General features: G+C 61.5%; 13 protein-coding genes, 2 tRNA genes and 2 pseudogenes. 13 read left to right on the forward strand and 4 right to left on the reverse strand.

Features of this window, described 5'->3' with window-relative positions:
• The first annotated feature begins 1 nt into the window (after window position 1).
• The 11 genes and pseudogenes from KSS96_RS03530 to KSS96_RS28215 form a co-directional block, all read left to right on the forward strand.
• On the forward strand, window positions 2-1,423 hold the full coding sequence (locus KSS96_RS03530) for an N-acetylmuramoyl-L-alanine amidase (RefSeq protein ID WP_135196327.1): 1,422 nt from the start codon (window positions 2-4) through the stop codon (window positions 1,421-1,423).
• Window positions 1,423-3,339: a DNA mismatch repair endonuclease MutL gene (gene mutL, locus KSS96_RS03535; protein WP_017526421.1), complete on the forward strand. Its 1,917-nt coding sequence runs from the start codon at window positions 1,423-1,425 to the stop codon at window positions 3,337-3,339. Before KSS96_RS03530 ends, mutL begins: the two co-directional genes overlap by 1 nt.
• Window positions 3,339-4,310, forward strand: coding sequence for a tRNA (adenosine(37)-N6)-dimethylallyltransferase MiaA (miaA, locus tag KSS96_RS03540; RefSeq protein ID WP_017526420.1), 972 nt, complete (start codon window positions 3,339-3,341; stop codon window positions 4,308-4,310). The genes mutL and miaA overlap by 1 nt, the downstream gene beginning before the upstream one ends.
• Window positions 4,311-4,404: 94 nt before the next feature.
• The gene (gene hfq / locus KSS96_RS03545) at window positions 4,405-4,665 is read left to right on the forward strand and encodes an RNA chaperone Hfq (RefSeq protein ID WP_003188059.1); all 261 of its coding nucleotides are present in this window, start codon (window positions 4,405-4,407) and stop codon (window positions 4,663-4,665) included.
• A 12-nt stretch (window positions 4,666-4,677) separates the two neighbouring features.
• On the forward strand, window positions 4,678-5,979 hold the full coding sequence (hflX, locus tag KSS96_RS03550) for a ribosome rescue GTPase HflX (protein WP_017526419.1): 1,302 nt from the start codon (window positions 4,678-4,680) through the stop codon (window positions 5,977-5,979).
• Between the two features lie 96 nt (window positions 5,980-6,075).
• A complete protein-coding gene (gene hflK, locus KSS96_RS03555; protein ID WP_017526418.1) occupies window positions 6,076-7,251 on the forward strand; it encodes an FtsH protease activity modulator HflK in 1,176 nt (391 codons plus the stop codon).
• Complete coding sequence (hflC, locus tag KSS96_RS03560) at window positions 7,251-8,117, forward strand: protease modulator HflC (protein WP_010213607.1); 867 nt, start codon at window positions 7,251-7,253, stop codon at window positions 8,115-8,117. Before hflK ends, hflC begins: the two co-directional genes overlap by 1 nt.
• A 293-nt stretch (window positions 8,118-8,410) precedes the next feature.
• A complete protein-coding gene (locus tag KSS96_RS03565; protein WP_017526417.1) occupies window positions 8,411-9,598 on the forward strand; it encodes an ATP phosphoribosyltransferase regulatory subunit in 1,188 nt (395 codons plus the stop codon).
• A 54-nt stretch (window positions 9,599-9,652) separates the two neighbouring features.
• Window positions 9,653-10,942 carry an adenylosuccinate synthase gene (locus tag KSS96_RS03570; RefSeq protein ID WP_065879441.1) on the forward strand — a complete coding sequence of 430 codons (1,290 nt, stop codon included), beginning with the start codon at window positions 9,653-9,655 and terminating at the stop codon, window positions 10,940-10,942.
• 1,114 nt (window positions 10,943-12,056) lie between these two features.
• Window positions 12,057-12,110, forward strand: a pseudogene (locus KSS96_RS28210) (hypothetical protein); the annotation flags it as partial.
• 399 nt (window positions 12,111-12,509) lie between these two features.
• Window positions 12,510-13,016, forward strand: a pseudogene (locus KSS96_RS28215) (methyl-accepting chemotaxis protein); the annotation flags it as partial.
• Window positions 13,017-13,139: 123 nt separating this feature from the next.
• Here the strand turns inward: KSS96_RS28215 and KSS96_RS03580 are convergent.
• From KSS96_RS03580 to KSS96_RS03595, 4 genes are all read right to left on the reverse strand, one after another.
• Entirely contained in the window at window positions 13,140-14,705 is a 1,566-nt protein-coding gene (locus tag KSS96_RS03580; RefSeq protein ID WP_065879440.1) for an ABC transporter permease, read from the reverse strand.
• A complete protein-coding gene (locus tag KSS96_RS03585; RefSeq protein ID WP_017526413.1) occupies window positions 14,705-15,730 on the reverse strand; it encodes an extracellular solute-binding protein in 1,026 nt (341 codons plus the stop codon). The genes KSS96_RS03580 and KSS96_RS03585 overlap by 1 nt, the downstream gene beginning before the upstream one ends.
• A 144-nt stretch (window positions 15,731-15,874) precedes the next feature.
• Window positions 15,875-15,961 (reverse strand) — tRNA-Leu (locus tag KSS96_RS03590).
• 153 nt (window positions 15,962-16,114) lie between these two features.
• Window positions 16,115-16,201, reverse strand: a tRNA-Leu gene (locus tag KSS96_RS03595).
• A gap of 224 nt (window positions 16,202-16,425) precedes the next feature.
• Between KSS96_RS03595 and rnr the strand changes: the two genes are divergently transcribed.
• Both rnr and rlmB read left to right on the forward strand, forming a co-directional pair.
• Window positions 16,426-19,056: a ribonuclease R gene (gene rnr / locus KSS96_RS03600; RefSeq protein ID WP_068937862.1), complete on the forward strand. Its 2,631-nt coding sequence runs from the start codon at window positions 16,426-16,428 to the stop codon at window positions 19,054-19,056.
• Window positions 19,053-19,808: a 23S rRNA (guanosine(2251)-2'-O)-methyltransferase RlmB gene (gene rlmB, locus KSS96_RS03605; protein ID WP_003217493.1), complete on the forward strand. Its 756-nt coding sequence runs from the start codon at window positions 19,053-19,055 to the stop codon at window positions 19,806-19,808. Before rnr ends, rlmB begins: the two co-directional genes overlap by 4 nt.
• The last annotated feature ends 193 nt before the right edge of the window (window positions 19,809-20,001 follow it).

A 20,001-nucleotide genomic window follows, 5' to 3' on the forward strand; every position in this document is an offset into this window, starting at 1 on the left:
TATGCGCTTTCGCGCGTTGGTTGCTGTCGTAGGGGTGTTGCTTGCGGCAATGACTGTCAATGCTCTGGCTGCTTCACAGGTAAAGAGTGTGCGCCTGTGGCGAGCGCCGGATAACACGCGACTGGTGTTCGACCTGTCTGGCCCGGTCCAGCACAGTGTCTTTACCCTCACGGCGCCTGATCGCCTGGTGATCGACATCAACGGTGCAACCCTGGCCGCGCCGCTGAAGGTGTCCACCGCCAATACCCCCATCACCGCCATGCGCTCGGCCCAGCGCACGCCGACCGACTTGCGCGTGGTCATCGACCTGAAAAAAGTCGTGACGCCGAAAAGCTTCTCCCTGGCCCCGAATGCCCAGTATGGCAACCGGTTGGTGGTCGACCTGTTCGATAACGCCGCCGATGCCGCACCCCCGCCTGCGCCAACCCCGAGCGTGGCGACTGTGCCTGCGGTGCCGGTGAACCCGTCGCAACCCCAGGTCAAGCTGCCGCCACCACCACCGGCGCCGGCCGGCAAGCGCGACATCATCGTGGTGATCGATGCCGGCCACGGCGGTGAAGACCCGGGCGCCTCCGGCTCACGTGGGCAGCATGAAAAAGACGTGGTATTGGCCATTGCCCGCGAACTGCAACGCCAGGTCAACGGCATGAAAGGCTACCGCGCCGAGCTGACCCGTACCGGCGACTACTTCATTCCATTGCGCGGGCGTACCGAAATCGCCCGCAAGAAAGGCGCTGACCTGTTCGTGTCGATCCACGCCGATGCGGCGCCGTCGACCGCTGCGTTCGGCGCTTCGGTGTTTGCCTTGTCTGATCGCGGCGCCACGTCCGAGACCGCTCGTTGGCTGGCCGACAGCGAAAACCGTTCCGACCTGATCGGCGGGGCCGGCAACGTGTCCCTCGATGACAAAGACAAGATGCTCGCCGGCGTACTGCTCGACCTGTCGATGACCGCCTCGCTGACTTCCAGCCTGAACGTGGGCCAGAAGGTCCTGAGCAACATCGGCCGTGTGACCTCCCTGCACAAACAGCGTGTGGAGCAGGCCGGGTTCATGGTGCTGAAGTCGCCGGATATTCCCTCGATCCTGGTGGAAACGGGGTTTATCTCCAACGCCAACGAAGCCTCGAAGCTCGCCAGTGCCAGTCACCAGCAAGCGTTGGCGCGCTCCATCAGCGCGGGTGTGCGCCAGTTCTTCCAGCAGAACCCGCCGCCGGGCACTTACATCGCCTGGCTGCGCGACTCCGGCAAAATTGCCCAGGGCCCGCGTGACCATCGCGTTCAGCCCGGCGACACCCTGGCGATGTTGGCGGTGCGTTTCCAGGTGTCGGCGGCGACGTTGCGCAATGCCAATAACCTGAAGACGGATGAGCTGAAAGTCGGCCAGGTATTGACCATCCCCGGCACTGAATTGGCGGCACAGTAATGAGCGAATCAACCTTGAACAGCGGGTCGCGTATTGAATTACTCAGCCCGCGCCTGGCTAACCAGATCGCGGCGGGCGAAGTCGTCGAGCGCCCGGCATCGGTGATCAAGGAGCTACTGGAAAACAGCATCGATTCCGGCGCCAAGCGCATCGATGTCGACGTGGAGCAGGGCGGCGTCAAGTTACTGCGCGTGCGCGACGACGGCAGCGGCATCTCCTCCGATGACCTGCCGCTGGCCCTGGCCCGCCACGCCACCAGCAAGATCCGCGACCTGGAAGACCTTGAACGGGTGATGAGCCTGGGTTTTCGCGGTGAGGCCCTGGCCTCGATCAGCTCTGTGGCCCGCCTGACGCTTACGTCCCGCACGCGCAGCGCCGAGCAGGCCTGGCAAGTGGAGACCGAGGGCCGCGACATGGCGCCTCGGGTCCAGCCGGCGGCGCATCCGGTGGGTACCTCGGTGGAGGTGCGCGACCTGTTCTTCAACACCCCCGCGCGGCGCAAATTCCTCAAGGCCGAAAAGACCGAATTCGATCACCTGCAAGAAGTCATCAAACGCCTGGCCCTGGCGCGCTTCGACGTGGCATTTCACCTGCGCCATAACGGCAAGACCATCCTCAGCCTGCACGAAGCCCATGACGAGGCGGCACGTGCGCGTCGAGTGTCGGCGATCTGTGGCGCGGGTTTCCTGGAGCAGGCGCTGCCGATTGAGATCGAGCGCAATGGCCTGCGCCTGTGGGGCTGGGTCGGGTTGCCGACGTTCTCCCGTAGCCAGGCGGATTTGCAGTACTTCTTTGTGAATGGCCGCGCGGTACGCGACAAACTGGTCGCCCACGCGGTGCGCCAGGCGTATCGCGATGTGTTGTTCAACGGGCGGCACCCGACGTTCGTACTGTTTTTCGAGGTCGACCCTGCGGTGGTCGACGTCAACGTGCACCCGACCAAGCACGAAGTGCGCTTCCGTGATGGGCGCATGGTGCATGACTTCCTGTACGGCACCTTGCACCGAGCCTTGGGCGATGTGCGCCCGGACGATCAACTGTCGGCGCCGATTGTGACGGCGGTGGTGCGCCCGAGCGGTCCCGAGGCCGGTGAGTTCGGCCCTCAGGGCGAAATGAGCCTGGCGGGCAACCTGCTGCAAACGCCGCAGTCGCAGCCGGCCTATACCGCGCCGGGTTCCGGTGCCGGAGCGGGTTATCAATATCAATACACGCCGCGCCCGCAGTCAGCGGTACCGGTGGCTGAGGCCCAGGCGGCCTATCGCGAATTCTTTGCGCCACTGCCGGGGGGCGAGCCGGGTGCGGCGGCGTCCTTGCCGGAAGGCGGCGGGGATATTCCGCCGCTGGGGTATGCGCTGGCGCAGCTTAAAGGCATCTATATCCTCGCTGAAAACGCCCACGGGCTGGTGCTGGTCGACATGCATGCCGCCCACGAGCGAATCATGTACGAACGCCTGAAGATTGCCATGGCCAGCGAAGGCCTCAGCGGCCAACCACTGCTGGTGCCGGAGTCCCTGGCCGTGAGCCAGCGTGAAGCCGATTGCGCAGAAGAACACCACAGCGTATTCCAGAAGCTGGGCTTCGAACTGCAACGCCTGGGGCCAGAAACCCTCGCGATCCGCCAGATTCCTGCGCTGCTCAAGCAAGCCGAAGCCAACCGGCTGGTGGCCGACGTGCTGGCGGACCTGATGGAGTACGGCACGAGTGACCGTATCCAGGCGCATATCAACGAATTGCTCGGCACCATGGCCTGTCACGGTGCCATCCGCGCCAATCGCCGCCTGGCCCTGCCGGAAATGAATGGTTTGCTGCGTGATATGGAAAACACCGAGCGCAGCGGTCAATGCAACCATGGCCGACCGACCTGGACCCAGATGGGCCTGGACGATCTGGACAAATTGTTTTTGCGCGGGCGTTGATGAGCGCCTTGCCCCCCGCAATCTTCCTGATGGGCCCCACGGCCGCCGGCAAGACCGACCTGGCCATCGAGCTGACGAAGGTGTTGCCATGCGAACTGATCAGTGTCGACTCTGCCCTGGTTTACCGGGGCATGGATATCGGCACCGCCAAGCCCTCCAAGGAGCTGCTTGCCGAGCATCCGCACCGTCTGATCGACATCATCGACCCGGCCGAGAGCTATAGCGCCGCGGATTTTCGTACTGACGCGCTGGCCGCCATGGCTGAAATCACGGCGCGGGGCAACATCCCGCTGCTGGTGGGCGGCACGATGCTCTATTACAAGGCTTTACAGGAAGGCTTGGCTGACATGCCGGCCGCCGATGCCCGAGTGCGCGCAGAACTCGAAGAAGAGGCCGCACGCCTTGGCTGGCAAGCCCTGCACGACCAGTTGGCGGCGGTGGATCCGGTATCCGCCGCGCGGATTCACCCGAATGATCCCCAGCGGCTCAGCCGTGCCTTGGAAGTCTGGCGTGTCAGCGGCCAGACCATGACTGAACTGCGGCTGAAACAAACTGCGCAAAGTGCTGATGCAGGCGCATCTGGACAGTCACAATTGCCCTATACTGTGGCGAATCTGGCTATCGCTCCGGCAAATCGCCAGGTGCTGCATGATCGAATTGCACAAAGATTCACAATTATGTTGGAACAGGGGTTTATCGACGAGGTCGTAGCACTGCGTTCACGAGGTGACCTGCACCCAGGGCTGCCTTCGATACGTGCTGTAGGCTACCGCCAAGTCTGGGACCATCTGGATGGCAAGCTGACGTCAGCCGAAATGCAGGAGCGCGGCATCATTGCCACGCGCCAATTGGCGAAGCGCCAGTTCACCTGGCTGCGCAGCTGGAGCGATTTGCACTGGTTGGACAGTCTGGACAGCGACAATCTGTCACGCACCTTGAAATACTTGGGAACGGTCTCCATATTGAGCTGAGTCCTTGCAATTGCCGTCTATCCTTGGGGGTGTGACGGCCATGAGCTACCTATTTTCCGATTTTTTATTATTGATCCTTAAAGGAGTGCGGCACATGTCAAAAGGGCATTCGCTACAAGACCCTTACTTGAATACTTTACGTAAAGAGAAAGTGGGGGTTTCCATCTACCTGGTCAACGGTATCAAACTGCAAGGCACGATCGAGTCGTTCGACCAATTCGTGATCCTGCTGAAAAACACCGTCAGCCAAATGGTCTACAAACACGCTATCTCGACAGTCGTTCCAGTTCGTCCAATCCGTCTGCCTAGCGCAGCAGGTGATGAACAGGGTGACGCTGAGCCAGGTAACGCCTGATAGGAGTCTCCTTTGTTCTTTGAGCGCCACGGTGGTGGTGAGCGAGTGATCCTCGTTCACTTGGATGGACAGGACCCTGAGGCGCGCGAAGATCCGCAGGAGTTTCAGGAGTTGGCAAATTCTGCCGGCGCCGAGACCGTTGCGTTTTTTAACGTGCCGCGTCATCGGCCAACCGCCAAATACCTGATTGGCAGCGGCAAGGTCGAGGAGCTGCGCGACCTTGTACACGCCGAAGAAGCCGATCTGGTGATCTTCAACCATACCCTCACGCCCAGTCAGGAGCGTAACCTCGAACGTGTTTTCGAGTGTCGCGTGATCGACCGTACCGGCCTGATTCTCGATATTTTCGCCCAGCGCGCCCGTACCCATGAAGGCAAGCTCCAGGTCGAACTGGCCCAGCTTGACCACATGAGCACGCGGCTGGTTCGCGGTTGGACTCACCTTGAGCGTCAGGGTGGCGGTATCGGCATGCGCGGCCCTGGTGAAACCCAACTGGAAACCGACCGGCGCCTGCTGCGGGTTCGCCTGCGCCAGATCAAGGGGCGTCTGGAAAAAGTACGTAGCCAGCGCGAGCAATCGCGACGTGGCCGTTCACGTGCGGATATCCCGACCGTCTCCCTGGTGGGCTATACCAACGCCGGCAAGTCCACGCTGTTCAACAACGTGACCAAATCCGACGTGTACGCGGCCGACCAACTGTTCGCCACCCTCGACCCGACCTTGCGCCGTCTGGATATCGACGACCTGGGGCCGATTGTCCTGGCCGACACCGTGGGTTTCATTCGCCACCTGCCACACAAACTGGTCGAGGCATTTCGGTCTACGCTCGAAGAGTCGAGCAACTCCGACCTGCTGCTGCACGTGATCGATGCGGCTGAGCCGGATCGCATGTTGCAGATCGAGCAGGTAATGGTGGTGTTGGGCGAGATCGGGGCCCAGGACTTGCCGATCCTCGAGGTCTATAACAAACTCGATTTGCTTGAGGGCGTTGAGCCGCAAATTCAGCGCGACGAGAACGGCAAGCCCCAACGGGTATGGCTGTCGGCGCGCGATGGCAGTGGTTTGGAGCTGCTTGAACAAGCCATTGCCGAATTGCTCGGCAGCGATTTGTTTGTCGGCACCTTGCGCTTGCCTCAGCGTTTTGCTCGACTGCGTGCACAGTTTTTCGAGCTGGGCGCGGTACAGAAAGAAGAACACGACGAAGAAGGTGTCAGCTTGCTGGCCGTTCGATTGCCGCGCTCGGAGCTCAATCGGCTGGTCAGCCGTGAAGGCGTTGTACCGACAGAGTTCATCGAACAACACACTTTGCAATAAAAGCCTCCGAAAGCGGTTGTGCCGCAGTAGCAGGCATTCTGTAGCATTGGTCGGCGCGCCGTGGGTGCGTCTTTGCTTTATCAGATGGAGAGCGCTATGGCTTGGAATGAGCCGGGTGGCAACTCGAATAATCAGGATCCTTGGGGTGGTAAACGCCGCAATAATGGCGACCGCAAGGGGCCACCAGATCTCGACGAGGCCTTCCGAAAGCTGCAGGAAAGCCTGAATGGGTTGTTCGGTGGTGGAAAAAAACGGGGTGGTGACGACGGCGGTCGCACAAGCAAGGGCGGTGGCTATGGCCTGCTGGGCCTGGGTCTTGTCGTACTGGCGGCCGTCTGGCTGTACAGCGCTGTCTACGTCGTGGACGAGCAGGAGCAGGCCGTGGTGCTGCGCTTCGGCAAGTACTACGAGACGGTCGGGCCAGGCCTGAACATCTACTTCCCGCCGATCGACAAGAAGTACATGGAGAACGTCACGCGTGAGCGTGCCTACACCAAGCAGGGCCAGATGCTGACTGAAGACGAAAACATCGTCGAAGTGCCGCTGACCGTGCAGTACAAGATCAGCAACCTGCAGGACTTCGTGCTGAACGTTGATCAGCCGGAAATCAGCCTGCAACACGCCACCGAAAGCGCCCTGCGCCATGTGGTGGGTTCCACCGCCATGGACCAGGTGCTGACCGAAGGTCGTGAATTGATGGCCAGCGAAATCAAGGAGCGCCTGCAACGGTTCCTCGACACCTACCGCACCGGTATCACTGTGACCCAGGTGAACGTACAGAGCGCAGCGGCACCGCGTGAAGTGCAGGAAGCCTTCGATGACGTGATCCGCGCGCGTGAAGACGAGCAGCGTTCGCGTAACCAGGCCGAAACCTACGCCAATGGCGTGGTGCCGGAGGCCCGTGGCCAGGCCCAGCGCATCATCGAAGATGCCAACGGTTACCGCGACGAAGTGGTCTCGCGCGCCAAGGGTGAGGCGGATCGCTTTACCAAGTTGGTCGTCGAGTACCGCAAGGCACCTGAAGTCACTCGCCAGCGTCTGTACCTGGACACCATGCAGGAAGTCTTCAGCAACACCAGCAAGGTTCTCGTGACCGGCAGCAAGGGTGGGCAGAACAACCTGCTGTACCTGCCGCTGGACAAGATGATCGAAGGTGGTCGTAGTGGCACCAGCGCGCCGTCCACCGGTTCGAATGCCGCTGCCAACGAAGCGAGCGCCCGTGCGGCCGCTGACTTGCTGCAACAGCAAACACGTACCAGGGAGAGTCGTTGATGAGCAATAAATCGCTGACCGCCCTGATTGTGGGCGTCGTCGTGGTCATCGCTGCCTGGAACTGCTTCTACATCGTGGCTCAGACCGAGCGTGCGGTGCTGCTGCAATTCGGTCGTGTGGTCCAGGCGGATGTCCAGCCGGGCCTGCATGTGAAAGTCCCCTACGTCAACCAGGTGCGCAAGTTCGACGCCCGCCTGATGACCCTGGATGCACCGACACAACGCTTCCTGACCCTGGAAAAGAAAGCCGTGATGGTTGACGCCTACGCCAAGTGGCGCGTCAAGGATGCCGAACGCTTCTACACCGCGACCTCCGGCCTCAAGCAGATCGCCGACGAGCGTTTGTCGCGCCGTCTGGAGTCGGGCCTGCGTGACCAGTTTGGTAAGCGCACCCTGCACGAGGTGGTATCCGGTGAGCGTGACGCGCTGATGGCTGACATCACGCGTTCGTTGAACACGATGGCGGAAAAAGAGCTGGGCATCGAAGTGGTCGATGTCCGGGTCAAGGCTATCGACCTGCCGAAGGAAGTGAACCGCAGTGTGTTCGAGCGCATGAGCACCGAGCGTGAGCGTGAAGCCCGTGAGCACCGCGCCAAGGGTAACGAACTGGCTGAAGGTATCCGTGCGGATGCCGACCGTCAGCGTCGTGTCCTTCTGGCAGAGGCCTATCGCGAGTCTGAAGAGGCCCGTGGTGATGGCGACGCTCAAGCCGCGGCAATCTATGCCAAGGCCTACGGTCAGGACCAGGAGTTCTACGCGTTCTACCGTAGCCTGCGTGCCTACCGTGAAAGCTTCGCGAACAAAACCGACGTCATGGTGCTGGACCCAAGTAGCGACTTCTTCCGCTACCTGGAAAAATCCAAGTAATCAGCTCGTCACTGTGTAGGACACACTCCGTCGGGCGGCTAAAACGCCTGGCGGGGTGATCCTTTCAGAAAACGGGTGTATGATGCGGCAGCCGGGAAATTCCCGGCTTTTTTGCGTCTGCATGTTTGATTCGGCAGGCGTGACAGGTTTTTCGAGGAAAGTGCCCGACGAGGCCGCTGGCAGGCCGTTCGTCACGTCGCTCTTGCGCGTGGTTTATGCGAGGGCCGGGTATTTTCTGCTTCACTCAAGGCTCGGCCGAGGGCTGGCCGCCCGGATCTAAGGGGAATGGCGTAATGGCAACGGTAGACCGCTGGCTGCTGCCAGATGGCATCGAAGAAGTACTGCCACCGGAGGCGGCGCGCATTGAAGTAGCGCGTCGCCAGGTGTTGGATCTGTTCCAGAGCTGGGGTTACGAGTTTGTCGTGACCCCGCATATCGAGTACCTGGAATCCCTGCTGACCGGCGCGGGCCAGGACCTGGATCTGCGCACCTTCAAGGTCATCGACCCGCAGTCGGGCCGGCAAATGGGTTTCCGTGCCGACATCACGCCGCAAGTGGCGCGCATCGATGCGCACACCCTGCGTCGTGAAGGCCCGAGCCGCCTGTGCTACGCCGGCAGCGTGCTGCATGCTCAGCCGCGTGCCTTGTCGTCGTCCCGTAGCCCGATCCAGTTGGGCGCCGAGTTGTACGGCGACGCCAGCCCGAGCAGCGATGTCGAAGTGATCAGCTTGATGCTGGCCATGCTGCAACTGGCTGACGTACCGGATGTCCACATGGACCTGGGCCATGTCGGCATTTACCGTGGCCTGGCCCGTGCGGCCGGTTTGTCGGGTGAGGTTGAGCAACAGTTGTTCGATGCCCTGCAGCGCAAGGCTATCGATGAAGTCATCGCCCTGACCGAAGGCGTGCCGGCCGACCTGGCCGCTATGCTGCGGGCGCTGGTCAACCTGTGCGGCGGCCGCGAAGTGTTGGTGGCTGCACGCGAGCGCCTGGCGAATGCGCCGGCGCCGGTGCTGGCGGCACTCGACGACCTGCTGGCGATTGCCGAGCGGTTGTCGGCACGTTTCCCGCAGTTGCCGTTGTACTTTGATTTGGGCGAGCTGCGCGGTTACCACTACCACACGGGTGTGGTGTTCGCGGTGTTCGTTCCGGGTGTTGGCCAAGCCATTGCCCAAGGTGGTCGTTATGACGATATCGGCGCTGACTTCGGTCGCGCGCGTCCGGCCACTGGTTTCTCCACCGATTTGAAAACCCTGGTGACCCTGGGGCGTGCTGAGGTCGAGCTGCCGTCTGGTGGCATTTGGATGCCCGACAGTACGGACGCGGCACTCTGGCAGCAGGTCTGCCAGTTGCGCAGTGAGGGTCAGCGTGTTGTGCAGGCCTTGCCTGGGCAACCATTGGCCGCCGCCCGTGAAGCGGACTGCGACCGGCAATTGATTCTGCAGAACGGGCTTTGGCAAGTATCGCCACTGGCTTCTTGAGTTTTCCTGCCGGCCATCGCCGGCACCAAGTTTGCGCGAATGAGGACAAGTGTTATGGGTAAGAATGTCGTAGTCCTGGGCACCCAATGGGGTGATGAGGGCAAAGGCAAGATCGTTGATCTGCTGACCGAACATGCTGCCGCCGTAGTGCGCTACCAAGGTGGCCACAACGCTGGCCACACGCTGGTTATCGATGGCGAAAAAACCGTCTTGCACCTGATCCCTTCGGGTGTCCTGCGCGAAGGCGTGCAGTGCCTGATCGGCAACGGCGTGGTGGTTGCACCGGATGCCCTGCTGCGCGAGATCACCAAGCTGGAAGAGAAAGGCGTACCGGTGCGTGAGCGCCTGCGTATCAGCCCGTCCTGCCCGCTGATCCTGTCCTTCCACGTTGCGCTGGACCAGGCCCGTGAAAAGGCGCGTGGCGAGCTGAAGATCGGCACCACCGGTCGTGGCATCGGCCCAGCCTACGAAGACAAGGTTGCGCGTCGTGGCCTGCGTGTAGGCGACTTGCTCAACATGCCGCGCTTTGAAGACAAGCTGCGTGAACTGGTGGACTACCACAACTTCATGCTGGTCGGTTACTACAAAGAGCCGGCCATCGAGTTCGACAAGACCCTGGCCGAGTGCAAGGAATACGCCGAGCTGCTCAAGCCGCTGATGCTGGACGTGACCGCCGAGCTGCACGACCTGCGTCGCGCCGGCAAGGACATCATGTTCGAGGGCGCCCAAGGTTCGTTGCTGGACATCGACCACGGCACCTACCCGTACGTGACCAGCTCCAACACCACCGCTGGCGGCGTGGCCACCGGTTCGGGCGTTGGCCCGATGTTCCTGGACTACATCCTGGGCATCACCAAGGCTTACACCACTCGCGTAGGTTCGGGTCCGTTCCCGACTGAGCTGTTCGACGAAGTCGGTGCGCACCTGGCCAAGCAAGGTCACGAGTTCGGCGCTACGACCGGTCGTGCCCGTCGTTGCGGCTGGTTCGATGCGGTTATCCTGCGTCGCGCTATCGATGTAAACAGCATCTCGGGCATCTGCCTGACCAAGCTGGACGTACTTGACGGCCTCGAAACCATCAATATCTGCGTCGGCTACAAAGACGCGCAAGGCAACAGTGTTGCGCCGACCGACGCTGACAGCTACGTGGGCCTGCAGCCTGTGTACGAAGAAGTGCCGGGCTGGAGCGAGTCGACCGTGGGTGCCAAGACCCTGGAAGAGCTGCCGGCCAACGCTCGTGCCTACATCAAACGCGTTGAAGAGCTGATCGGCGCGCCGATTGACATTATTTCGACGGGCCCGGACCGCAACGAAACCATCGTTCTGCGTCATCCGTTCGCTTAATAAGCTGTTGATGTAAAAAGGAAAGGGCTCCCTCGGGAGCCCTTTTTCGTTTCTGTTCGCCAAGCGGCACGACCCTTGCTGTAATTCCTTCTTTCGCGGTGCTATCAAATTAATGGCACCCGTGGTGGAGGGATTACCGATGTCTGCCGTTCTCTCATTGTTACAAAGCCGTCTGTTGCGGCCGGTGTTCGTTACCCTAGGTATCGCCCTTTTGGTGCAGGTGCTGGTGGCGGTGGCGCTGACTCGGAGCACTGTCACTGCGCTGGAGGCCGATTTAGGCGCTCGGCTGGGTGTCGATAGTCAGAAGCTGTCTGGCGAGTTGGCGCAGGCCGGCAAAGAAGTTACATCCAGCCTGGACAGCCTGTCCGCCAGCACGCGCCAGCGTCTGACCGCCGGGCTTTCCTCGCGCCTGCAGGAGGAGCAGAAGCAACTGCGCGCGACCTTGGAAAAAGACCTGCGAGACTCTGCCAATGACATGGCGCAACTGCTGGCCTCGGTGGCGCCTCGCGCCATGTGGGACAGCGATGTGCCGACACTGTCTGAGTTTGCCCGGCGTGCCCAGCGCAATCCTAACGTGCTGTTTGTGGTCTACGACGATGCGGCGGGCGAGCATTTGACCCGCTACCTGAACCGCGAAAACCCGATCAACAAGGCGTTGCTGGAAAAAGGCCAGGGCGACCGCGCCTTGGACAAGGTGCTCAATGCCGCGAAAAATGACCCTTCGGTGTTCTACGTCGAGGCGTCCATCAGCCCCAACGGCGTTGAGATCGGTAAGGTGCTTATGGGCGTGTCGACCGCGTCGGTGGAGGCTGACCTGCAGGCGCTGGACAAGCGTTTTGCCGCCCTGATCGCCAGCGGCGATCAACTGGTCGGCGACAGCCTCAAGGGGGCTGCCGCAGACAGTGCCGCCGCCATGGGCGCCCGCCTGCAGTCGGCGCAAGCCACCGCCACCCAGATGACCGCCAACACCACCGGTGCCGTGCAGGAGGCCGCCGGTACTTTGCGCTGGCGCATCGGCATGGGGCTGGCGGTGGTCGGTTTCGGCGTGTTGCTGCTGATCGCCGTCGTACTCGGCCGTCGCGTAGTCAATCGCCTGAAGCTGCTGATTGCGGCCATGGACGACCTGGCGGCGGGCGAGGGCGACCTCACCAAGCGCGTGCAGATCAGCAGTAAGGATGAAATCGGCGATATGGCCTCGGCGGTCAATCGCTTTGTGGATAAGTTGCAGCCGATCGTGCGCGAGGCGGGCGATGTGGCCCAGCGTACCGGCGTGGAGATTGGCGCCATGACGCTGCGCAATGCGGGTGCCGATGCCGCGGCCGGCCTGCAGCGCGATGAAGTGGCCGAGAGCTTGCGTGCCCTTGAGCAGATGGCCGAGGAAGCCCAGGCCGAAAGCCATGCCATGCAGGCGGCCTTGCAGCAGGTCGTGGATATTCGCCAGGCCACGGATGAAAACTCACGCACCTCGGCCGAGGTCGGCAGTTTGATCGAAGCCTTGGCCGGGCAGGTCCAGGCCGGTTCTCAGGTGATCGAGCGTCTGGCCCAGCAAAGCGAACAGATCGAGGTGGTGCTGACGGTCATTCATGGCATTGCCGAGCAAACCAACTTGCTCGCGCTCAACGCAGCCATCGAGGCCGCGCGCGCCGGGGAAACCGGGCGCGGCTTTGCGGTGGTGGCGGACGAAGTGCGTGCGCTGGCGAGCAAGACCCAAAGCTCCACGGGCGATATCCAAGCGCATATCGTCGCGTTGCAACAGGGGGCGCGTGAAGCGGTGGAGACCATCGGCAAGGCCGGGCGCCAGGCCAGTGAAGGGTTATTGGTGCTGCGCGACAGCGTGCGGTTGCAGCAGACGGTGCAGGCCTCGGTGGAGCAGGTGCATGCGGCAATTGGTCTGGCGACGCGCGCGGCGGAGCATCAGGCTCAGGGCGCGCATGCGGTGCGTGGGCGGGTCGAGGTGATTCATGCCCAGGCTGAGCGCGCTGCCCAGGCGGTGGTGGAAACGACCGCCAGTGGCAAGGTGCTGGATGGCTTGGCGGCGCAGTTGAAGGCGAGTTTGGGGCAGTTCAGGGCTTAGCGGTGTCTGTGTCGGCCGCATCGGGAGCCAGTCGAATCGTCGCACCGCCCCTCCCACACCTGACCGGGTTTCATCTTTGGAATGAAGTCAAATGTGGGAGGGGGCTTGCTCCCGATAGCAATCTCAGCGGCTCAAATACATCCGCGTCGTGAGCAGGTAAACCGGCAACCCCGACACCAGAATCAACAACGCCGCATAAGGCGCCGCCGCCGCGAATTCTACATTCGAGGTATGCGCCCACACGGCCGTGGCCAAGGTGTTGAGCCCTGTCGGGCTGAGCAGCAAGGTTGCGGTCAGCTCCTTCATCGCATCCAGGAACACCAGCGCAAACGCCGCACCCAGCGCCGGGAAGATAATCGGCAAGGTCACGCGGCAAAACGCACTGAACGATGAGGCGCCGAGCGTGCGCGCCGCCTCTTCCAACTGCGGTGCCGCCTTGTTCAGCGCCGTGCGAATCGGCGCCTGGGCCAGCGGTAAAAACAACAGCGCGTAGGCGATCAGCAGGAGCGCCGACGTCTGGTACAGCGCGGGCACGTAATGCAGGGCGAAATACACCAGGGTCAGCGCAATAACCAGGCCGGGCAGGGCATGCAGCAGATACGGCAGGCGTTCGGCCCAGATCGCCAGTTGGCCCTTGTAGCGCACCACCAGCAACCCCACCGGCACCGCCAGCACCAGGCATAGCGCCGCGCCACCCAGCGATAGCGCCAGGGAGGACAGCAGTGCCTCGCTGATTTGCGCCACTGGAAACGCCGCCGACGACCCTACGGCCAACCAATAGCCGAGCATCCCCAGAGGAATGCCGCTGCCAATGATCGCCAGCGCGAGGCAATACGCCTGGCCCAACGGCGCCCACTTGCCCAGCTTGACCTGCCCGGCATGCCGTGCGGCACCCTGGCCGATGCGCACATGACGGCCTTTGCCCCGCACGCGCAGCTCCAGCCACAACAGGCTCAGGCACATCATCAGCAACACCGCCGAGAGCATCGCGGCGTTGGCATTGCTGAATTCCAGTTCGAATTGCTGATAGATCGCTGTGGTGAAGGTTTGCAGGCCAATAATCGACAAGGCGCCGAACTCGACCAGCATGTGCAGGGCAATCAGCAGCGCCCCGGCCACTAAGGACGGCCACAGCAACGGCAGCGTGATGCGCCGGAACACGCCCCAGCGATTCAGGCCCAGGGTGCGGGCGGATTCTTCCAGGGAGGGGTCAAGATTGCGCAGCGTCGCCGCTACCGGCAAAAACACCAACGGGTATTTGGACAGGCTCATCACCAGGATCGCCCCGCCCAGCCCTTCGAAGTTGGCGCTCAGCGACACCCAGGTAAAGCTGCTGATAAACGCCGGCACGGCAAACGGCAGGCATAGGATTACGCCCCAGATACGTCGCCCCGGCAGGTTGCTGCGCTCCAGCAACCAGGCCAGGGACAGCCCGATCACGCAGCAAGTCACCGTCACGCCGGCCATCAGCGCCAGGGTGTTGCGCAGCAGCCCGAATACATAAGGTCGCCACAACAAATGCACCGCCTCTGCCCAGCCTGCCTGCCAGGCTTTGAGCCCGACGTAGGCCAGCGGCAGCAGGCTCAAGCCAACCAGAAACAGCACGGGGAGCAGCAGCCAGATCGAGGGGCGTTTGCGTCGGGGGCTAAAACCCCCGCGCAGGGCGGGGGCGGGCAGCGATGGGTTCATCAGTTCAAGCCAACGTCACGTTCCAGCTCCAGCGCTTCTTCGGCGTTGCCCAGGTCTGCTGGCGTAACGTTGGGCGGTTGTAGTTCGCTGAACGGCTTGAGGCCACGGTTCGATTGCATGCCTTTGCGCAGCGGGTATTCCGCCGAGGTATTGGTAATCACGCGTTGGCCTTCTTCGCTGGCCATGAACGCCAGCAGTTGCTGGGCTTGCTGGGGGTGCTTGCTGGATTTCAGCGCGGCAGCGGACGACACGGTGATCAGGCCGCCGGCGTCGCCGTTGGTGAAGTAGTGCAGCTGCGAATCCAGATTGGTTTTTTCTTTCTTCAGGGCAAACCAGTAATAGTTGTTCACCAGGACGGTGGCCACTTCGCCATTCTCCACGGCTTTGAGAGCGACCATGTTGTTGCTGTACACCTTGCCGAAGGCGCGTAGACCGGTCAGCCATTCTTCAGCGGCTTCACGGCCGTGCAGCTTGATGATCGCCACGGCCTGTTCCTGGAACGCACCGCTGGTAGGCACGAAGCCAACTTTGCCTTGCCATTCGGGGCCGGCGAAATCCAGCACCGATTTGGGCAGGTCTTTCTCGGCAATCAATTTCGGGTTGAACGCCACCACGCGAGTGCGGGCGGTCACGCCCATCCAGTCGCCGTTGCGGCCGACGTAATCCTTGGGCAGTACATCGAGGGTGCCGGCGTCGATCTTGGCAAGCAGGCCTTGTTCGCCGAGTTTGTTCAGGGGTGGCGATTCTTCGGTATAGATCACGTCGGCGGGAGAGCGCTCGCCTTCTTCAACAACCTGGCTGGCGAGCTGGTTGCTGCTGCCTTTGCGCACATTGACGTGGATGCCGGTCTTGGCCTCGAAGGCCTTGGCGAGTTCGTCGCCGACTTCTTTGTGCTGGCCGTTGTACAGGGTCAGGGACACCTTGTCGGCAGAATGGGCGGCGGGCGAGAGCAGGGTCAGGCCGAGTAGAGTGATGGTCAGGCCACGCAGAAGGGATGTCTTGAGACGGGTATCGCGGATCATCATCCGGGGTTTTCCTCACTTGAGATGCAACAAATCATTGCAAGGATAAACGATAAAGTTTCTCAAGTGCGGCATGACTGCCCATGCGGGTAAGTTTTTTAAACCCCGGAAACGAAAAAACCCGCTTTCGCGGGTTTGATCTGAATTTGGTGCCCAGGAGAAGACTCGAACTTCCACGACCTTGCGATCACCAGCACCTGAAGCTGGCGTGTCTACCAATTTCACCACCTGGGCATTATCAAGCAACGTTGCCGCTGTTGATGGGGCGAACTATACGGCGGGCTTTTTGATCTGTAAACCCCTGATTCAAAAAAATAAATCGAGATTCTCGTTAAAAATCAAAGGCTTTAAACGAAAAAACCCGCTTTCGCGGGTTTGATCTGAATGTGGTGCCCAGAAGAAGACTCGAACTTCCACGGCCTTGCGGCCACCAGCACCTGAAGCTGGCGTGTCTACCAATTTCACCATCTGGGCAGTATCTTCAACGTTGCCGTCGTCGATGGCGCGCACTATACGGAGTGGATTTTTGGCTGTAAACCCCTTGCATTAAAAAAGCCTGGAAAATTTCGCCAATGGTCGTGCAACGTGTGCGCCGAGGGCGATAAAGCGCTTTTAAACGCTTGTTGATACCTGAAATTTCCCGTTTCAATACGCGTATGCCAAACTAACCCGCATATAGACAAGGTGAAAACTCTCTAATGGCCGATTGGCAGTCCCTCGATCCCGAGGCCGCTCGTGAAGCGGAAAAATATGAAAACCCTATTCCTAGCCGCGAACTGATCCTGGCGCATCTCGCCGATCGGGGTTCGCCTGCTAGCCGTGAGCAGTTGGTTGAAGAATTCGGTCTGACCACCGAAGACCAACTCGAAGCCCTGCGCCGCCGTTTGCGTGCCATGGAGCGCGACGCTCAACTGATCTACACCCGTCGTGGCACCTATGCGCCGGTAGACAAGCTCGATCTGATCCTCGGCCGCATCGCCGGCCACCGTGACGGCTTTGGCTTCCTGATCCCGGACGACGGCAGCGACGACCTGTTCATGAGCCCGGCGCAAATGCGTCTGGTGTTCGATGGCGACCGTGCGTTGGCACGTGTTTCCGGCCTGGACCGTCGTGGTCGCCGTGAAGGCGTGATCGTCGAAGTGGTGTCCCGTGCCCACGAGTCTATTGTCGGCCGTTACTTCGAAGAAGGCGGTATCGGCTTTGTGGTGCCGGATAACCCGAAGGTGCAGCAGGAAGTGCTGATCACCCCGGGCCGCAATGGCGCCGCCAAGGTCGGCCAGTTCGTCGAGGTGAAAATCACCCACTGGCCAACCGCGCGCTTCCAGCCCCAGGGCGATATCGTTGAAGTGGTCGGCAACTACATGGCGCCGGGCATGGAAATCGACGTTGCCCTGCGCACCTACGATATTCCTCACGTCTGGCCTGAGGCCGTGCTCAAAGAAGCCGCCAAGCTCAAGCCTGAAGTCGAAGAGAAAGACAAAGAAAAACGCATCGACCTGCGCCATCTGCCGTTCGTCACCATCGACGGTGAAGATGCCCGCGACTTTGACGATGCGGTCTACTGCGAAGCCAGGCCCGGCAAGCTGCGCCTGTTCTCCGGCGGCTGGAAGCTATTCGTCGCGATTGCCGACGTGTCCAGCTACGTGAAGATCGGTTCGGCCCTGGATAACGAGGCCCAGGTGCGCGGCAACTCCGTGTACTTCCCTGAGCGCGTGATCCCGATGCTGCCTGAGCAGCTGTCCAACGGCCTGTGCTCGCTGAACCCGAAAGTCGACCGTTTGGCCATGGTGTGCGAGATGACCATCTCCAAAACCGGCGAAATGACCGACTACCAGTTCTACGAGGCGGTGATTCACTCCCAGGCGCGCCTGACCTACAACAAGGTCAGCACCATCCTGGAAACGCCGAAGACCAGCGAAGCCAAGGCCCTGCGTACCGAGTACGCCGGTGTCGTGCCGCACCTCAAGCAGCTTTATTCGCTGTACAAGGTGTTGCTGGGTGCCCGTCACGTGCGTGGCGCGATCGATTTTGAAACCCAGGAAACCCGGATTGTCTTCGGCTCCGAGCGCAAGATCGCCGCGATCACCCCGACCACCCGTAACGATGCGCACAAGCTGATCGAAGAGTGCATGCTGGCGGCCAACGTGGCCACTGCTGAATTCCTCAAGAAGCACGAGATTCCTGCGTTGTACCGCGTGCACGACGGCCCGCCGCCGGAGCGCCTGGAAAAACTGCGCGCCTTCCTCGGCGAGCTCGGCCTGTCCCTGCACAAAGGCAAGGAAGGCCCGACGCCGAAGGATTACCAGGCACTGCTGGCCAGCATCAAGGATCGTCCGGATTACCACGTGATCCAGACGGTGATGCTGCGCTCACTGAGCCAGGCGGTGTACAGCGCCGATAACCAAGGCCACTTCGGCCTGAATTACGAGGCGTACACCCACTTCACCTCGCCGATCCGTCGTTACCCGGACCTGCTCACGCACCGCGCGATCCGCAGCGTGATCCACTCCAAGCAGAACACCCCGCACGTCAAGCGCGCCGGTGCCATGACCATTCCGAAAGCGCGGATCTATCCGTACGACGAGGCGGCCCTGGAACAGTTGGGCGAGCAGTGCTCCATGAGCGAGCGCCGCGCCGACGAAGCCACCCGCGACGTGGTGAACTGGCTCAAGTGCGAGTTCATGAAAGACCGCGTGGGCGAATCGTTCCCTGGTGTGATCACCGCCGTGACCGGCTTTGGTTTGTTCGTCGAGCTGACCGATATCTACGTCGAGGGCCTGGTGCACGTCACCGCCTTGCCGGGTGATTACTACCACTTCGATCCCGTGCACCACCGCCTGGCGGGCGAGCGCACCGGTCGCAGCTTCCGCCTGGGCGACACGGTGGAAGTGCAGGTCATGCGCGTCGACCTCGACGAGCGCAAGATCGACTTCGGCATGCCTGACAAACCCGCCGAATCGCCGACGGGCCGTAAAAAGCGCGGCAGCGAAACCGCGGCGCCGGCGACCAAAGGTAAAGGTGCTCCTGCTAAAACCGCTGAGCCTGAACCGGCCAAGGCCGGTCGGCGTTCGTCGGCCAAGGACAAGGCCCCCGAAGCCTACCGCCCCAGCGACGCAGCGGCTAAAAATGCTGAATTGCGCAAAAGCCGCGAGTTGAAGCAGCAGTTGCTCAACGAAGCCAAAAGCGGTGGTAAAGCGGCGTCTGGGGGAAAGTCCCACGCGGCGGAAAAACCGTCGAGCAAACCCAGTAAGCATCGTAAAGGCCCGCCAAAAGCGGGTTCGGCCCCCGCGAAAAGCGGCGGGTCGCGCAAACCTAAGGCCAAGTCATGAGTCTGGAAAAAATCTACGGCGTGCATGCCGTAGAAGCACTGCTGCGTCACCACCCTAAACGCGTCAAGCAGGTGTGGTTGGCGGAAGGTCGCAGCGAGCCGCGCGTGCAAGCGCTGGTCGAACTGGCCAACCAGAACAAGGTTGCCATCGGCCAGGCCGAGCGCCGGGAAATGGACGTGTGGGTCGAAGGCGTTCACCAGGGCGTGGTCGCGGACGTCAGCCCGAGCCAGGTGTGGGGCGAAGCCATGCTCGACGAACTGCTCGACCGTACCGAAGGCGCGCCGCTGTTGTTGGTGCTGGACGGTGTGACCGACCCGCACAACCTCGGCGCCTGCCTGCGCTCGGCGGATGCGGCGGGTGCGCTGGCGGTGATCGTGCCTAAAGACAAGTCGGCAACCCTGACGCCGGTGGTGCGTAAAGTGGCCTGCGGTGCGGCGGAAGTGATTCCACTGGTCGCCGTGACCAACCTGGCGCGCACGTTGGAGAAACTCCAGCAGCGCGGCCTGTGGGTCGTGGGTACGGCGGGGGAGGCCGAGGTCAGCATTTATGACCAGGATCTCACCGGGCCGACCATCCTGATCATGGGCGCCGAAGGCAAAGGCATGCGTCGCCTGACGCGTGAGCATTGCGACTACTTGGTGCACCTGCCGATGGCCGGTAGCGTCAGCAGCCTGAACGTGTCGGTTGCGACCGGCGTGTGCTTGTTTGAAGCCCAGCGTCAGCGTGGCGCCAAGGCCAAGGCCAAGAAGTAATCAGGCTTGGCATGGATCCAACCTGTGGGAGGGGGCAAGCCCCTCCCACAGTTGTTTCTGGGGTGTCTGAGAGATTGTTCAAATAATCACCAATCACCTTGCGCCCTTTCTCCCCCTTCTCTACAATTGCGCCCCTTGCCCACTCGGCAGGCACGCATGTGCCTCCCTTGCGGCAAGATCCATAAGTGTCATT

Source organism: Pseudomonas asgharzadehiana (assembly GCF_019139815.1).
In the GTDB taxonomy this organism is placed as follows: Bacteria; Pseudomonadota; Gammaproteobacteria; order Pseudomonadales; family Pseudomonadaceae; genus Aquipseudomonas; species Aquipseudomonas asgharzadehiana.

Excerpts from the sequence above, each read along its gene's own strand:
- KSS96_RS03565 (WP_017526417.1), top strand. The coding sequence starts at position 8,411 with ATGGCAACGGTAGACCGCTGGCTGCTGCCAGATGGCATCGAAGAAGTA.
- miaA (WP_017526420.1), top strand. The coding sequence starts at position 3,339 with ATGAGCGCCTTGCCCCCCGCAATCTTCCTGATGGGCCCCACGGCCGCC.
- rnr (WP_068937862.1), top strand. The coding sequence starts at position 16,426 with ATGGCCGATTGGCAGTCCCTCGATCCCGAGGCCGCTCGTGAAGCGGAA.
- hflC (WP_010213607.1), top strand. The coding sequence starts at position 7,251 with ATGAGCAATAAATCGCTGACCGCCCTGATTGTGGGCGTCGTCGTGGTC.
- KSS96_RS03585 (WP_017526413.1), bottom strand. The coding sequence starts at position 15,730 with ATGATGATCCGCGATACCCGTCTCAAGACATCCCTTCTGCGTGGCCTG.
- rlmB (WP_003217493.1), top strand. The coding sequence starts at position 19,053 with ATGAGTCTGGAAAAAATCTACGGCGTGCATGCCGTAGAAGCACTGCTG.
- KSS96_RS03580 (WP_065879440.1), bottom strand. The coding sequence starts at position 14,705 with ATGAACCCATCGCTGCCCGCCCCCGCCCTGCGCGGGGGTTTTAGCCCC.
- hfq (WP_003188059.1), top strand. The coding sequence starts at position 4,405 with ATGTCAAAAGGGCATTCGCTACAAGACCCTTACTTGAATACTTTACGT.
- mutL (WP_017526421.1), top strand. The coding sequence starts at position 1,423 with ATGAGCGAATCAACCTTGAACAGCGGGTCGCGTATTGAATTACTCAGC.
- KSS96_RS03570 (WP_065879441.1), top strand. The coding sequence starts at position 9,653 with ATGGGTAAGAATGTCGTAGTCCTGGGCACCCAATGGGGTGATGAGGGC.
- KSS96_RS03530 (WP_135196327.1), top strand. The coding sequence starts at position 2 with ATGCGCTTTCGCGCGTTGGTTGCTGTCGTAGGGGTGTTGCTTGCGGCA.
- hflK (WP_017526418.1), top strand. The coding sequence starts at position 6,076 with ATGGCTTGGAATGAGCCGGGTGGCAACTCGAATAATCAGGATCCTTGG.